This window comes from Streptomyces sp. NPDC049915 (assembly GCF_040656475.1).
Lineage (GTDB): Bacteria > Actinomycetota > Actinomycetes > Streptomycetales > Streptomycetaceae > Streptomyces.
This window is the reverse complement of the sequence record NZ_JBFAMH010000014.1, coordinates 1-15,367: the sequence shown is the minus strand read 5'-3', so window position 1 is coordinate 15,367 and position 15,367 is coordinate 1. Positions and strand designations below refer to the sequence as shown.

Annotated in this window: 14 protein-coding genes; 5 read left to right on the top strand and 9 right to left on the bottom strand. The window is 72.3% G+C overall.

The genetic code is table 11. The annotated features are described in order from the left end of the window. Positions 1 to 50 precede the first annotated feature (50 nt). Positions 51 to 212, top strand: coding sequence for a hypothetical protein (locus AB0J12_RS23515; RefSeq protein WP_363266499.1), 162 nt, complete (start codon positions 51 to 53; stop codon positions 210 to 212). Between the two features lie 6 nt (positions 213 to 218). Here the strand turns inward: AB0J12_RS23515 and AB0J12_RS23510 are convergent, their stop codons facing one another. Then, positions 219 to 815, bottom strand: a complete 597-nt coding sequence (locus AB0J12_RS23510) for a Uma2 family endonuclease (protein WP_363266490.1) — start codon at positions 813 to 815, stop codon at positions 219 to 221. A gap of 87 nt (positions 816 to 902) precedes the next feature. Then, positions 903 to 2,123: a cytochrome P450 gene (locus tag AB0J12_RS23505; protein ID WP_363266328.1), complete on the bottom strand. Its 1,221-nt coding sequence runs from the start codon at positions 2,121 to 2,123 to the stop codon at positions 903 to 905. A gap of 262 nt (positions 2,124 to 2,385) precedes the next feature. Between AB0J12_RS23505 and AB0J12_RS23500 the strand changes: the two genes are divergently transcribed. Together AB0J12_RS23500 and AB0J12_RS23495 are read left to right on the top strand one after the other, a co-directional pair. Beyond that, on the top strand, positions 2,386 to 2,919 hold the full coding sequence (locus tag AB0J12_RS23500; protein ID WP_363266327.1) for a hypothetical protein: 534 nt from the start codon (positions 2,386 to 2,388) through the stop codon (positions 2,917 to 2,919). Between the two features lie 14 nt (positions 2,920 to 2,933). Then, entirely contained in the window at positions 2,934 to 3,428 is a 495-nt protein-coding gene (locus AB0J12_RS23495; RefSeq protein ID WP_363266326.1) for a hypothetical protein, read from the top strand. 110 nt (positions 3,429 to 3,538) lie between these two features. Here AB0J12_RS23495 and AB0J12_RS23490 read toward each other — a convergent pair whose 3' ends face one another. From AB0J12_RS23490 to AB0J12_RS23460, 7 genes are all read right to left on the bottom strand, one after another. Beyond that, positions 3,539 to 4,201: a response regulator transcription factor gene (locus AB0J12_RS23490; protein WP_363266325.1), complete on the bottom strand. Its 663-nt coding sequence runs from the start codon at positions 4,199 to 4,201 to the stop codon at positions 3,539 to 3,541. Next, positions 4,198 to 5,556 (bottom strand): histidine kinase, encoded by a 1,359-nt coding sequence (locus AB0J12_RS23485; RefSeq protein WP_363266324.1) that lies wholly within the window; start codon positions 5,554 to 5,556, stop codon positions 4,198 to 4,200. Before AB0J12_RS23485 ends, AB0J12_RS23490 begins: the two co-directional genes overlap by 4 nt. A gap of 103 nt (positions 5,557 to 5,659) precedes the next feature. Continuing rightward, positions 5,660 to 6,334, bottom strand: coding sequence for a response regulator transcription factor (locus tag AB0J12_RS23480; protein ID WP_363266323.1), 675 nt, complete (start codon positions 6,332 to 6,334; stop codon positions 5,660 to 5,662). After that, a complete protein-coding gene (locus tag AB0J12_RS23475) occupies positions 6,331 to 7,734 on the bottom strand; it encodes a sensor histidine kinase (RefSeq protein ID WP_363266321.1) in 1,404 nt (467 codons plus the stop codon). The genes AB0J12_RS23480 and AB0J12_RS23475 overlap by 4 nt, the downstream gene beginning before the upstream one ends. Next, complete coding sequence (locus AB0J12_RS23470; protein ID WP_363266320.1) at positions 7,727 to 8,923, bottom strand: acyltransferase; 1,197 nt, start codon at positions 8,921 to 8,923, stop codon at positions 7,727 to 7,729. The genes AB0J12_RS23475 and AB0J12_RS23470 overlap by 8 nt, the downstream gene beginning before the upstream one ends. Next, positions 8,916 to 9,911 carry an alpha/beta hydrolase gene (locus AB0J12_RS23465; RefSeq protein ID WP_363266319.1) on the bottom strand — a complete coding sequence of 332 codons (996 nt, stop codon included), beginning with the start codon at positions 9,909 to 9,911 and terminating at the stop codon, positions 8,916 to 8,918. Before AB0J12_RS23465 ends, AB0J12_RS23470 begins: the two co-directional genes overlap by 8 nt. 187 nt (positions 9,912 to 10,098) lie before the next feature. Continuing rightward, positions 10,099 to 10,971 (bottom strand): alpha/beta hydrolase, encoded by an 873-nt coding sequence (locus AB0J12_RS23460; RefSeq protein WP_363266318.1) that lies wholly within the window; start codon positions 10,969 to 10,971, stop codon positions 10,099 to 10,101. Between the two features lie 197 nt (positions 10,972 to 11,168). Here AB0J12_RS23460 and AB0J12_RS23455 point away from each other — a divergent pair, with 197 nt between their 5' ends. Together AB0J12_RS23455 and AB0J12_RS23450 are read left to right on the top strand one after the other, a co-directional pair. Continuing rightward, positions 11,169 to 11,792 (top strand): TetR/AcrR family transcriptional regulator, encoded by a 624-nt coding sequence (locus tag AB0J12_RS23455; protein ID WP_363266317.1) that lies wholly within the window; start codon positions 11,169 to 11,171, stop codon positions 11,790 to 11,792. A gap of 83 nt (positions 11,793 to 11,875) precedes the next feature. Next, positions 11,876 to 15,193 (top strand): FlgD immunoglobulin-like domain containing protein, encoded by a 3,318-nt coding sequence (locus AB0J12_RS23450; RefSeq protein ID WP_363266316.1) that lies wholly within the window; start codon positions 11,876 to 11,878, stop codon positions 15,191 to 15,193. The last annotated feature ends 174 nt before the right edge of the window (positions 15,194 to 15,367 follow it).

The following is a 15,367-nucleotide window of genomic DNA, read 5'->3' as shown; positions in this document are numbered from 1 at the left end:
GCCCGGTACGCCCGCCGGCGTTCCATCATCCCGGCGACGTCCTGGTGCTGATGGCCCCCCGGGCGGTTGTGAACCTCTCCCCCTTCGGCCACCTGCCGAAGCTGCCGGGCGGGGAGATGGCGTGGGGGCCGGTGCGGGTACTGGTGGGGCTGGCGGCGGTGCTGGTCGCCGTGGGGCTGGTGGGGGTGCGGAGGCGGGACCTGACCGCGTGACGCAGGTCAGTCCGTGTACTGGGTGAGGTCTTCGGTGTCCAGCTCGATGCCGACCGGATCGGGCAGGACGACCTTCTCACCCAGCTTCGCGGTGCGGACGATCCGGTAACCGACCTGCGGATCCGGATCGCTGTGGACGACCAACGAAAGGTGATCGCGGTCGATGAGCAGGTAGACGGGGATTCCGGCCTCGGCGTAGGCCTTGGGCTTTTCCACACGGTCCCGCTGATGAGTGTCCGCGTCGTACGAGGTGATCTCCACGGTCATCAGTACGCCGTCAGGATCGGCCCAGTCACCCTGCCCGTTGAAATACCCGACTGGTGCGAGCACGGCGTCGGGCCGGGCCCGGCCCTTGCGGTAGGCCTCTGTCTTGAGTCCTTGGCCCGTTACGTTGAGGGTCAGGTCGGGGCGAGCTTGCTTGCACCGAAAGACCAGCCACATCGCGATCTCTCCGTGACTGCCGTTCGTCACCTTTTTGACCCCGATCCGTCCGTCGATGAACTCGAACCTGACGGTCTCGTCCTCACGCTCGGCGAACTCGGCGATCCGCTCGAACGTGTCCACCGACAACTGGGACGAAGCGCGCTCTGCCATAACCGTCATGGTGCCTCCCTTCGCAGGCGAGCACCAGCGTGACGAACCCGCGTCGGCGGCCGCCGGGGATCGATCGGTGATCATCCGAACGAGTGATCATCCCACCTCCACCCGCAGCCCCGCCAAGCCCCTGATCACGAAGTTCGGCTTGCGTGCGGGCTCGGCGGCAAGGGCGAGAGTGGGGGCCTTGGTCAGCAGCGCGCTCATCGAGGCGGCCAGTTCGATACGGGCCAGGGGGGCGCCGATGCAGTAATGGATGCCGGCGCTGAAGGAGATGTGCGGGTTGTCGCGGCGGGTGAGGTCCAGGCGGCCGGGGTCGGCGAAGACGGCCGGGTCGTGGTTGGCGGAGCCGAAGAGCATGGCGATCTCCGCGCCCCTGGGGATCGTCGTGCCGTCGATCTCGATCTCGTCCAGCACCCAGCGTTCGAAGAGCTGCAGCGGGGTGTCGTAGCGCATCAGCTCCTCGATCGCGGTGGGAACCAGGGAGGGGTCGGCGCGCAGGGCGGCCAGCTGGTCCGGGTGGCGGAACAGGGCGTACCAGCCGTTGACCGTGGCGTTGACGGTGGCCTCGTGACCGGCGTTGAGGAGGAGGACGGCAGTGGAGATCATCTCCTGCTCGGTGAGCCGGTCGCCCTCGTCGTGCGCGGCGATGAGCCCGGAGATCAGGTCCTCGCCGGGTTGCGCGCGGCGCTCCGCGATCAGCGTGCGCAGGTAGTCGGAGAACTCCACCGACGCCCGCACGGCCCTGGCCGCCGTCTCCGCGGACGGGTTCAGCTCGTACATCCCGCAGATCGCCGCCGACCAGGGGCGCAGCAGATGCCGGTCGCTGTGCGGGATGCCCAGCATCTCGGCGATCACGGCGACGGGCAGCGGCTCGGCGACATCGGTGAGCAGGTCCCCGCCGCCCGCGTCGACGAGCCGCTGGACGAGGTCGCCCGCCAGCGCGTGCACATACGGCCTCAGCTGCTCGACCGTGCGCGGGGTGAACGCCTTGGACACCAGACGCCGGATGCGGGTGTGGTCCGGCGGTTCGAGGTCGAGCATGCCGTGGTCGTTGAGCGTGTGGAACGGCTCGTGCTCCGGCGGGGGCGGGGTGCGCCCGAACTCCTCGTGCGAGAACCGGTGCAGATACGTCCGCCCCAGCCGGCGCTCCCGCAGCAGCGCGGAGACGTCCGCGTGGTGCGGGACCAGCCACTGGTTCGTCGGCTCGTAGTAGAGCACCCGGCCGCGTTCGCGCAGTTCGGCGTAGGCGGGGTAGGGGTTGTCGACGAAGTGCGGGTTCCAGGGGTCGAAGGCGAGGTCGGTGACCGCTGACATGCACGGACGCTAACGCGGGAGCCCGCCGTCTGGCCAGGGGTGCGGGACGTCGCCGCCCCCCGACGCGGCCGCCGGTTCGGTCCTTGCTCAGTTCTTGCTCAAAGCCGTTGTCTTCAGCGGCTGTTGTTCTACATGATCGCCTCTGTCGCGGTTGCCCCGCTCCGGTCGCCCGACCAGCGGCCGAGGAGAGGGGGCGGACCGCGTCGTGTCTGTCTGACCAACAGGCACCACTTGCACAATTGCACAAGAGGGGAACACCGACGTGACATCGTCGACTGCCATACGCGCCGCCGCGATCGTGGCCACCGCAGCGATGGCTCTGGGGGTTACGGCTCCGCTGGCCGAGGCCACGGAAGCGCAGAGCGTGGCCCGCACCACCGTCACCGACACCGGCGAGCCGACGTTCACCGCGGCCGAGGTGCGGGATCTCATTGAGCGGATGAAGGCCGACGGGGGCTCCGACACCGCCGAGATCGCCCAGTTCGAGGCCTACGCCGACCGGCTGGAGGGCAAGGCCCCCGGCAAGCCGATGCCGGGGTTCGGCTGGAGCACCATCGTCCGCAAGCTCGTCGTGGCCGGTTTCCGGCACGGCGGGGTGTGGCTGGGCAAGGTGCTCAAGCGGGTCTCGCCGAAGGCGGCCAAGTACGTCGCCAAGAACGGCAACAAGATCGCCGACGCGATCGACGCCGTGGAGAACTGGGGCGAGCACGCGCTGGCACTGGCGCTGATGAAGGCCGGGATACCGCACGACATCGCCAGTGACCTCGCCAAGGCGATCATCATCATCGCCGCGTAAGCGAGGGCAGCCGGATGGATGACGAACCGTCGACGCCTGGTGAGAAGCGGCTCGCCCGCCTGGTCATGGGGGGACTCGTACTGTTCGTGGCCGGGCTGGTCGGGCTGGTGTTCCTGCTCGTCCTGCTCGTCACGGCCGCGGTCTTCCCCGACGCGGTGGAGTTCGACGGGGTCCTGCCCGTCTTGTGGGCGCTGCTGCTGATGGGCCCGTGCGCGGCCGTCGCCATGGCCATCACGGTGCCGGCGCGTGCGCTCGTGCGCGCCTCGCTGCACCCGTCACCGTCCGTGGCCCGCGTCTGCGACGCCGCCTTCGGCTGGCTGTCGGCGTTCCTCGTCGGCGTGATGCTGCTGGAGTGGACACCGGGAGTTCGTGCCCACTCCCTGCTGCCGGCCGTCGCCGTCGCCACCGTGGGCCTGCTGCTGGAACCGCTCACCGACCGCCTCGGCGACGGCAAGAGCAAGAACGGCGAGGCGGTTGGGGACGGCGAGGACGACGGGGAGGCCCGCTGACCCTGGCAGCCGGGCGGGTGCGCTTGCCCGGCGTCGGTCGCCCCCCGGTGGGCCGGCAGCACCGCCGCCGGCCCACCGCCGCCGGGCCGCCGGCGCCGCGCACCGGGCCGTCAGCCGGGGGTCACCAGGCGGGTCTCGTAGGCGAACACCGCCGCCTGGGTGCGGTCGCGCAGACCCAGCTTCACCAGGATGCGGCTGACATGGGTCTTGATCGTCGACTCGGCGACCACGAGCCGTTCGGCGATCTCCGCGTTGGACAGGCCCTGGGCAATCAGGACCAGCACCTCCGTCTCCCGTTCGGTCAGCTCCCCGTACGCCTGCGCCGCCGACGGCAGCCGCGGAGCGTCGGAGAGCCGCGAGAACTCGGTGATCAGACGCCGGGTCACCGACGGCGCGAGCAGCGCCTCACCGGCCGCCACCACCCTGACCCCGTCGGCGAGTTGGCGGGCCGAGGCGTCCTTCAGCAGGAAGCCGGAGGCGCCCGCGCGCAACGCCTGGTACACGTACTCGTCCAGATCGAACGTCGTCAGCACCAGAACCTTCGCCGACGCGTCCGCCGCGACGATCTCCCGGGTCGCCTCGATGCCGTTCAGCTCGGGCATCCGGATGTCCATCAGCACCACGTCCGGGGCGAGTTCGCGTACCCGGTCCACCGCCTCGCGGCCGTTGACCGCCTCCCCGACGACCTCGATGTCCGGCATCGCGTTCAGCAGGACCGAGAAACCCTCCCGGACCATCATCTGATCGTCCGCGATCAGTACCCGGATCGTCATGGGGTGCCCTCCGCCGCCGCGGTCACCGGCAGGAACACCGCCACCTCGTAGCCGCCGTCGGCCATGGGGCCCGCCGTCATCTCCCCGTTCAGCATGGTCACCCGCTCCCGCATGCCGGTGATCCCGTGCCCGGCGCCGGGTGACTTCCTGACCGGCGCGGGGCCGGGCGGCGGGCCGTTGACTATGCGCAGGCCCAGCCCGCCGAGGACGTACCCGATCTCCACCCGTGCGCTCGCGCCCGGCGCGTGCCGCAGGGTGTTGCTCAGCGCCTCCTGCACGATCCGGTACGCCGACAGCTCCACGCCCTGCGGCAGCTCGCGCACCGCGCCCGTCACCCCCTTGTCCACGTCCAGGCCGGCCTGGCGCACATTGGCCAGCAGGGCGTCCAGGTCGGCCAGCGTGGGCTGCGGCGCCTCCGGGGCCTCGTAGTCCTCCGCCCGTACGACGCCCAGTACGCGGCGCAGCTCGGTCAGGGCCGCCACCGCGTTCTCCCGGATCGTGGCGAAGGCTCTCTCCAGCTCCTCCGGCGGGTTCTGCACCCGGTAGGGCGCGGCCTCCGCCTGGATGGCGACGACCGACATGTGGTGGGCGACCACGTCGTGCAGCTCGCGCGCGATGGTGGTGCGCTCCTCCAGCAGGGTGCGCCGCGAACGCTCGTGCGCGGTGACCGTCTGCTGGGCGGTGACCTCCTGCTCGGCGTCCCGGCGGATGTGCCAGACGGTGACGGCGAGCAGCAGCACCGCCGACAGGAACAGCATGGGCATCGTGGTCGTGCCTTCGAAGGGATGCGCGAGCAGCTCGGCCATCCCCCCGTACACCAACGTCAGCAGCCACATCCAGGCGGCGGTGCGCGGGCGGGTGCGGATCGCCACGACCGTCATGACGCACAGGTGCGCGACGAAGCTGCCCGGCTGGAACGGCCACAGGTCCCACAGCGGGTCCACCACGCACAGGACGGGTGCCGAGACCAGCGACAGCCAGAACGCGGCGACCGGCCTGAGCAGCGTCAGCAGCACGGCGGCCGCCGGCAGGAAGCTCATCAGCAGATACGGCGGCCAGCCCGGTGAGGGCGTGGCGCCGATCATCCAGACCAGCAGCGCCAGCCCACCCACGACCGTGTGCGGCGCCCACACGACGAACCGCCGCAGCCGCACCGGCACGGCACGCAGAAGGGGACCGTCCGTGGACCTGCGGGGCAGCGGGCGGTAGGCGAAGGCGTCGTGCAGCAGGTCCTGCCGCAGGCCGCGCAGCGCCTGCACGGCCGCCCGGACCTCGGGGCTGCGCGGCTTGTACGCGGCGTACCCGCCGTCCGCGCCCTGCGGCGGTGTGGTGTGCGTGGGGGTCGTCTCGGTCACGCTCCACACGGTAGGCCGGGCCGGGTGTCCCGGTCGTCACCAGTGAGAGGGGTCCTGCGGGGTCCGTCTCAAGTACTACGGGTACCGACCGGGCCGGGCCGTGTCAGTAGCCGGACGGCCGCACCAGGCCCGACTCGTAGGCGAACACCGCCGCCTGCGTGCGGTCCCGCAGGCCCAGTTTCACCAGGATGCGGCCCACGTGGGTCTTCACGGTCTGCTCCGCGACGACGAGGCGCTGGGCGATCTCCGCGTTGGACAAACCCTGCGCGATCAGCGCCAGCACCTCCGTCTCGCGCTCGGTGAGGTCGGCGATCCGTTCCTTCAGCGGGGCGCGGGGCACCTCGTTGAGGCGGGTGAACTCGGTGATCAGCCGCCGGGTGATGCCCGGCGCGAGCAGCGCGTCCCCGGCCGCCACCACCCGCACCGCCTCCGCGAGCTGGTCCGCGGAGGCGTCCTTCAGCAAAAACCCGGCCGCGCCGGAACGCAGCGCGTCGTACACGTACTCGTCGAGGTCGAAGGTGGTCAGCACCAGCACCTTGACCTCGGGGGTGGCGGCCTTGATGCGGCGGGTGGCCTCGATGCCGTCCATCTCGGGCATGCGGATGTCCATCAGGACGACGTCCGGGGCCAGTTCCGCCACTTTCGCCACCGCGTCCCGACCGTCGACGGCCTGCCCGATCACCTCGATGTCGGGCTGGGTGTCGAGCAGCACGGTGAAGCCCTGGCGGACCATCTGCTGGTCGTCGGCGATCAGTACGCGGATGGGGCCGCTCGTCATGCGAGGTCGTCTCCTGTCGGGAAGATGAGTTCCACGTCGTATCTGGGGGGCGGCGCCGGCCGGTCGGCGAACGGGCGGCCGTCCCGGGGCAGGAACGCCGAGACGGCGAAACCGCCGTGCAGGGTCGGGTGGGCGATGACATGACCGCCGAGCATCGTGGCGCGCTCCCGCATGCCGAGCAGCCCGTGCCCGCTGCCCGAGGATTCCGTGGCGGGCCGCGTCGGGCGGGAGTTGGTCACCCCGAGGTAGAGACCGTCGGGGAAGTGGACGACCTCGACGCGCACGGCGGCACCCGGCGCGTGCTTCAGGACGTTGCTGAGCGCCTCCTGCACTATGCGGAACGCGGACAGCTCCACCCCCGGCGGATACGGCACCGCGTCGCCCCGGATGTCGGTGCGGATCTCCAGGCCGGCGGCACGGGTGTTGTCGATGAGGCTGCCGAGCCGGTCCAGGGTGGGCTGCGGGGCGTCGGGCGCGGTGCCGGGACCGGCGGTGTCGCGGCCCTGTCCGAGGGTGCCGAGGTCCTCGGGCAGCTCCGAGCGCAGCACGCCCAGCACCCGGCGCAGCTCGGTCAGCGCCTCCAGCGCGTTCTGCCGGATCCCGGCGAGGTTCTCCCTCAGCTCCTGCGGCGGGTCCTTGACCAGGTGCGGTGCGACCTGGGCCTGGATGGAGATCACCGACATGTGGTGGGCCACCACGTCGTGCAGTTCCCGGGCGATCCGGTTGCGTTCCTCCAGCAGGGCGCGCCGGGCCCGCTCCTCGGCGGTCAGCGTGGTCTGCTGCTCCAGCTGGGCGCGGGCCTCGCGGCGACCGCGCAAGGCGATGCCGAGCACCACGACGACCGTGGACAGGATGACCGCGAGCGGTCCGGTGGGCGTGTAGCGGGTCGCGCCCCACACTCCCTGCGCGACATAGGTGAACAGCGCGGTCACGGCCAGCGCCTCGACCGACACCCGGGTGCGCATCCGCAGGGCGAGCAGCAGCAGCACGGCCATGTGTCCGATGATCCCGGCCGACGACCAGGGCCAGGTGAAGTCGTGAGCGCCGCCGGCCATCAGCCGGCGCCGCACCTCCACGGCGCCCACCAGCGTGCCGGCCATGGACAGCCACCACGCCGGCACCGGCCGCCACAGCGCGAACACCACCGCACCGCCCTGCGCGAGCCCGATCAGGAAGGCGAGCTGCCCGCCGACGCCGCCGTTGCTCACCAGCTGCGCCACCGCGCCGAACGTCACCCCGAACGCGACGAGACACAGCAGGCCGTGCGGGAACCAGCGCAGCCACACGAACGGCGGCAGGGGGTCCGCACGCATCGTCCACAGGTCGTCGCGCAGCACCCGGAGCCAGCGCAGCACCACCCGGCCCACCCCCGATTCCGTCACGCCGCTCAGCCTAGACATGGCGCGCCTCCCCCGAGGTCCGGCGATCCTCCGGGCGGTGCGAACGCACCACCCGGGACCGGCCCCGCGAACCGCCCTGCTCGTGCCACCGGAAGGCGGTCCAGCACACGCCCAGCACCACCGCGAACACCGGTAGCCACAACAGCCGGACCGCCACCCACCCGAGGCCGCCGGGTGCCGTGTGCAGACCGGGCAGCCGACCGACGAGCAGCGCGCCGGCCGTGGTGGCCATCAGAGCCGTCTGATGCCACAGGAAGATCGTCATCGCGGACAGGTTCACCAGCGCCACCGCCGCCCAGGCCACCGGCCGGCGCAGGGCCCGGCGCAACCGGTCGCGCACCGACAGCGCCAGCCCGCACTGGGCCAGCCCGAACGTGACGGCGGCCAGGGTGGGCGGGTCGAGGTTGGACACCGCCGCGCCCGGCACCCCGACCATGGACGCCGGATAGCCCGCCCATGCCACCAGCGCCACGGTCGCCACGGCACCCCCGCCCAGCAGCAGCCACCCGGCCCGCCGCCGCTCCAGCTCACCCCTCGTCCACGCGGCGCCCAGGGTGTAGGGCACCAGCCAGCCGGCCACCACGTTCACCCAGCCGAGCCAGGCCGGCCCGCCGAGTCCGAAGCGCACCAGGTCCACATGGAGGACGACGGCGAGCGGCCACAGCGGGTTGAGCCGGGTCAGCAGCGGGGTCGCCGCCGTCAGCCCGGCGAAGACCACAAGGAACCACAGGGGTGACAGCGCCAGCTTGACCAGCGTGTGCACGGTGGTCAGCTCGGCGCCGGTCACCACCAGGAGCGCCGCCGCCACCGCCCAGAGCACCAGCAGGGCCGCCACCGGCCGGAACAGCCGCCCGAGCCGGTCCGCCAGCCACCGCCGGTAGGGAACGCCACGCCGCCGTGCCGCCGCCAGACCGCGGGTCGCGGAGTGCCCGCCGACCAGGAAGAACACCGCCAGGGTCTGGAAGAGCCAGGAGACCGGCGCCAGCCACGGCATCGACCGCAACGGGCTCGCGGTGTGCAGGCTGCCGCCGTCGGCGACCAGTGCGGTCACCATCCAGTGCCCGAGCACTACACCGAGGATGGCGACGGCCCGCAGCGCGTCCACGGCCCGGTCCCGGCCGGCCGGGGTGGCGGCAGCGATCCGGGCGGCGATCCTGCCGGCTCTCGTCCGCGTCGACTGCTCACGCACCGGACACCTCCGCCTGCTCGCCGAGCACGATCCGGGCGAGGTTCGCCAGGGACACCGAACCCGGCCGGAAGTAGTCGCTGTGCCCGCCGTCGCCGGCCGCGAAGACGCGGGCACCGAACGCCGGGTCCACCGGGTCCGTACCGAAGCCGACGGTCGTCCCGAACAGATCCGCCCGCACGTGCGGCACCTCGGCCACCCAGTCGTCGCCGCCGCGCGCCGCCCACACCCGGGCGGTGGTGTGCAGCGCGGCCACGTCGTCGGCGCCCGTGCCCGGGCTGCCGACCAGGGCGATGTCGTCCACGGCCAGCCGGTCCGCCGCACGACCGCACACCACCGAGCCGTAGGAGTGACACAGAAGGGTGACGTGGGCCGAGGGGCCCGCGATGACGTGCAGTTGCCGTACGAAGTCCCGCAGTGCCGGGGCGGCTTGGTCCGCCCTGTCCGGGGTGAGGACCGTCGTACTGACCGTGCCCGGGGTGTCGTAACCGAGCCACGCCACCACGGCGGTGGCCGTCCCCGGTGGTGCCTCTCTGCCGAGGCGGGCCGCGAGCGCGGTCGCCGTCGCGCGGAAGCGGGCGTAGGTGCCGAGGGACGTGTCCGAACCGGGCACGAGAACGGCTATCCGGTCGGCGCGGGCCAGGTCGCCGAGCACCTCTATGGCGCGGCCCGCTCCCCGGCCGTCGAAGGCGAGCAGCCGGCGATCCGCGAGGGCCCGTTCCGCCCGCGCCCGTGCCGTGTCGCCGTACGCCGCGGCCAGCCGGGCCGCCTCCAGGGCGTTGGCCCGGTTCGCGGCGTACGCCCGCGGCAGCGTGGCCCGGGTCACGGGCGGGAGCTGCGCCGGGGCCGGGGCGGGGATCTGTGGCCGGGCCGCGGCGGAGAGGGGCAGCACGACCGCGGTGGTGATCAGTGCGGCCAGCAGCGCGCGGAGCAGTCGCCGTCCTCGCCGTCGCGCCGGGTTCTGCCGCGCGCCGTACTCCCCCGTGTCCACCGATCGCCTCCCCGCCGTGCGGCCCGTCCACCGGGCCTGCCTGACAAGGAAGTTACGGAGCGCGGCGCCTCACCCGCGTCACTCCGGGGAGCTCATCTGCGCCGTAGCTCTCAGGTACTACGGGTACGACGGGGCTCCGCCCTGACGTGCTCGGCGAAGGCGGTGAACGCGGGGGCTCACCACGACCTCACCACGCCAGCTGGGCGATCTCCTCCGCGACCACCGCGCACGCGTCCGCCGCCGGGTCGATCAGGGGGAAGTGACCCACGTCCTCCAGCAGCGTCAGGCCGACCACCTCCCCCGCCTTCGCCGCCGCATCGGCGTACGACTCGGCGACGGCCTGCGGGACGTCGAGGTCGGCGCGGCCCTGGACGAGCGTGGTCGCGATGCCGGTGGGCAGCAGCAGGGCCGGGTCCGCGTACGGCCGGCGTTCTGCGAACGACCCGCCACCGCCCAGCAGTTGACGGGCCGCGTTTCCGCAGACATCGAGCGTCTCCGCGACCGTGAAGTCCGCGATCGGGGCGAGGGCGACCACACCGCGCAACGGCACCGGGCGGTCGGTGCGCCAGGGCGCGTCGGCGGGCAGGACGTGCCGGGCCGCCGCCCACAGGGCGAGGTGACCGCCGGCGGAGTGGCCGGTGACGACCGTGCGGCGCGCGTCGGCCTGCGGCAGCGCCTCGCGGACCAGGCCCGGCAGCGCGTCCAGCGCGGCGGCGACGTCGTCGAACGTCTCCGGCCAACGGCCCGCGACGGCGTCACCCTCCGTGGCGCTCCCCCGCCGGTACTCCACGCTGGCCACAGCGAACCCGCGCCGCGCCAGGAAGTCCGCGAACGGGCTGATGTGCCGCCGGTCGTACGGCGCCCGCCAGGCACCACCGTGCAGGACGGCGATCAGAGGAGCGGCCGCGGTCGGGCCGGCCTGGACGCGTGGGGCGTAGAAGTCGATCACCTGGTCGGGGTGGTCGCCGTAGGCGGCGGTGGCGTCGGGGTCGACGGGCGGATGCGAGAAGGCCGACTCCTCCTCGGCGGCGGCCCGGGCTGCGGCGACGTCGTCCGGCATGCTCCAACCTCTCAGCGATGAAACCTATTTGGCGACCGGATGAGACGGACCAGGAGGAAAAAATCGGCCGTTGGCCGGGACGGTATCAGGCCGATGACGTGCACGGACACGTGGATGTCACGCTCGGTGAGCGTTAAACGGTTCTGCTGTTTCGTTACGCTGACGGGGTAACCCGTCCGTGCACCAAGGAGGCCGTTATGTCCGCCGAACCCGGCACCGTACGTCCCGGCGGGCGCACCGCACGTGTCCGCGCGGCCGTGCTGCGGGCGGCCGGGGACGCGCTCGTGGAGCACGGCTTCGACCGGCTCGACCTCGCGGACGTCGCGCGGCGGGCGGAGGTCGGCAAGACGACCGTCTACCGGCGGTGGGGGTCGGCGACGGGCCTGGTCGCCGATCTGCTCGCGGACATGGCCGAGCAGTCGCTGCCGCGGGAGGAGACCGGAGCGGTACTCGGCGATCTGCGGGCGCACGCGTCCCTGGTGCAGCGCACCCTGGCGGACCCCCGGCAGGGAGCCCTCTTCCGGGCGGTGATCGCGGCGGCGGCCTGCGACGCGCGCACGGCGGAGGCACTGCGGCGGTTCTGCGAGGTACGGGCGGCGGAGTGGGCTCCGTGTATGGAACAGGCCGCGGAGCGAGGGGAGTTGCCGCGCGGGACGGATGCGGGAGCGGTCGTACGGGCGGTGTCGGCGCCCCTCTGCTACGAGCTGCTGACGACGGGGACGGCCCCCGGCCCCGCCGCCGCGCAGCGGGCGGCCCGGGCGGCGTACGAGGCGGCGAAGGCGGGGGTGTACGCCGACGGAGACGAGGGTGTACTGCGCTGAAGGCAAAGGGTTACTGTCGGGGGGCTCGTGAGCCGGGAGGGGAGCCCGGCTCCGGCTTCCGGTCCTGGGGAGGGGCCCTCATCTTGCGCAGCATTCTCAAGCGCCGCCGTGGCCGTGCCGCGGCGGCTGCCGCGGTGACCGCGGCGGCACTCATCGGCGTCATACCGCTGGGCGGGGCCGCGATGGCCGCCCCGTCCCCTGCCGAGGTGGTCCTTCCGGCCGAGTACAGGGCGGATCCGTACACCAGACTGCCCATCGCGGGCCTGACCGGCTTCCTGCGGTACGCCGGGGGGTACACCTGGATCTCCTACGCCGACGGCACGCGCACCCCGCTCGACTCGAACACGGGGGTGCCCTACGCCACCGGCTCGGATGTGATCGCCTGGGGCGATGGGTACACGCTCAGGCTGTACGACCCCACGCGTGGCACGACACAGGTGATCGACATCCCGAACGGGCTCGCGTTCAAGGGCACCTTGGGCACGTCGGCCATCACCACGGAGCGGAGCAATCCTGACCGCTGGCACCTGCTGACGCGTGGAGAGGACGGGGTCACCGACAAGGCGTTGGCCCTGCCGCCGGGCGCGACCAACGTCTCCACGCCCTCCTTCAAGGTCCCCAGCCCGTACGGCTTCCTCCTCAGGTACACCCTCAACGGTGTCTCTCACCTCACCTGGGTGGACAGCACGTTCACCGCCAAGCCGGCGAACGTGAACGCGTACGGGACGTCGGACGACACGGTTGTGGCGGGCACGTACCTGTTCCGCCGCTACCCGAACGAGAACCGTCTGCGCATATGGGACGTGACCGGTGACTTCTCCGCCCCGGTCCACGAGATGGACTGGGCCGGGGGCACCCCCGTGGCGCTCGTCGGCGATCAGGTCCTGGCCCGGGTCACCGCCGAGAGCGGCGGCGATCGCCTCGTGGCCCGCCCGCTCGCCGGAGGGGCGGACGTGCCGGTACTCGACCGGGTCGTCAACGACACCCCTGTCTCACCGGACGGACGCGTGATCGCGGTCCGCGCCGAAGGCATCGAACGCACCGTCCACGCGATACAGGCAGGGCTCGACGGCGCCCCGCCGGCCGTCACTAAGATCACCGACATCCCGCCCACCCGTACCCGCCTGGAGACGACGACGCTGGCCCAGGGGGTTCTCCAGACGTACGGGACGGGGCCCGGCAACACGGGGCTTCTCACCTCGACCGAGCTGGCCACGGCAGGTGACCCGACGGCCGGGGCCAGGAAGGAACTCGACAACCACCTCTGCGGCAGTTTCGACTGCACGTCGATCGTTCCCACCGGTGACGGCCGCTCGGTCCTCCTGCGATCAAGTTCCAACGGGCTGATCCACGTGCTCGAGGCGGGACAGGGCCTGCCCGGCACGAGCGTCGCGGAAGTCGACCCGTCGGACCACGTGCTGCGGGCTTCCGGCCGTTACATCGCATACCGGCTCCCGGACCAGCGGGCAGAAGTCCGCGATCTCGACACCCACCAAGTGGTGCTGGACCAGCCGCACCCGGACCCGTCCAACCCGCAGATCGCCCTCACGGGCGACACGCTGTGGGAGACGGCCGGCACCCCCGGCAGCGTCAGGGCCGTCGACGTCCGCTCCGGCGCCACCCGCCAATCGCTCGAGGTCGCGGACTGCGACCTGACCGACCTCCAGGTCAACGGTTCCCTCCTCTACTGGAAGTGCGACGCCAAGGCCGGTGTCCGCGACCTCGTCTCCGGCGCGAACATCGCCGTCTCCGCCCACGACACGGCCCTGCTCGGTGACGGCTACCTCGCCCACCAGCAGGACGGCGTCCTGTCCGTCACCCCGCTGCGCGGCGCCGGGACGACTCGGGTGGTCGGCAATCCCTCCAAAGCCGGCATCAACTTCACCGTGGACCGCTTCGGCGGCCCCCTCGCCTACGCCGACGACCAGGACCGCGTCCACGTCGTCCGCAGCGGCGTCCCCGCCTCCGACCTCACCACCCTCGACTCGGACACCCCGGAGACCCTCGACCTCGACACCACCACCGCCTCCTGGACCGGACGCTGGTGGCTGTCCAAGCCCGCCGTGTCCTGGACGCTGACCGTCAAGGACCGCGCCGGCAACACGGTGCGGACCCAGGGAGCCGGTGAAACGCGGGGCCTGGTGAAGGCAGCCTGGGTCGGCAAGGACGACAACGGCGCCGCGCTCGCCGACGGCCGCTACACCTACGACCTGACCGCACTCCCCGCGGACGGCACCGGCCCGCAACTGCACCGCACCGGTGAGGTGTTCCTGACGCACGGCCGGCTCGGCACGTACGAACCGGTGTCCCCGGCCCGCATCCTCGACACCCGCAGCGGCCTGGGCGCACCCAAGGCCAAGGTCGGCCCCGGTGGCACCGTGACGCTTCAGGTCACCGGCCGTGGCGGGGTACCGGCGACCGGCGTCACCGCGATCACCATGAACGTGACCGCGACCAACCCGAACGCCTCCACCTACGTGTCCGTCTACCCGTACGGCACGCCCCGCTCGGCCGCGTCCAGCCTCAACGCGGCGGCGGGACGGACGGTGCCGAACCTGGTCACCGTGCCGGTCAAGGACGGCAAGGTCACCCTCTACAACCACGCCGGGACCACCGACCTCCTCGCCGACGTCGCCGGGTACCACACGCTCAGCGGCGAGGGCGACCGCTTCCGGTCGGTGACTCCGGGCCGCGTCCTGGACACCCGCAGCGGACTCGGCGCCCCCAAGGCCGAGATCGGCTCGGCACAGACGGTGACCTTGCAGGTCGCGGGCCGTGGCGGCGTACCGGCGACCGGCGTCACCGCGATCACCATGAACGTGACCGCGACCAACCCGACCGCCTCCACCTACGTGTCCGTCTACCCGTACGGCACGCCGCGTTCGGCCGCGTCCAACCTGAACATGGTCGCGGGCCAGACGGTGGCCAACCTGGTGACCGTCCCGGTCAAGGACGGCAAGGTCACCCTCTACAACCACGCCGGCACCACCGACCTCCTCGCGGACGTCGCCGGGTACTTCACCAGTGGGGCGGGTGACCGGTTCCGCTCGGTGACTCCGGCCCGCCTCCTGGACACCCGCAGCGGACTCGGCGCCCCCAAGGCCAAGATCGGCTCGGCACAGACGGTGACCTTGCAGGTCACGGGCCGAGGCGGCGTACCGGCGACCGGCGTCACCGCGATCACCATGAACGTGACGGCCACCAACCCCACGAGCGTCGGCTACGTCTCGGTCTGCCCGTACGGGACGCCACGCCCGGCCACGTCCAACCTCAACGTGGTCAACGGCCAGACCGTCGCGAACCAGGTCGTCGTACCGGTCAAGGACGGCAAGGTGACGCTGTACAACCACAGCGGAACGATCGACCTTCTGGCGGACGTGGCCGGGTACTACACGTCGTAGCCCGGCGTTGAGGAGTCCCCCCGCCGCGCGCCACGGCGTTGCCGCAGTCGCGCGCGGCGGGAAGGGGCCGGGGTGGGGGGTGTCCGCCCGCAGCGGCCGGCACCGGCACAGGGCGCCCCTCGTCGGAAACGGGCGGCCGGACCGAGGACGGACACCCCCCACCCCGGCCCCGAC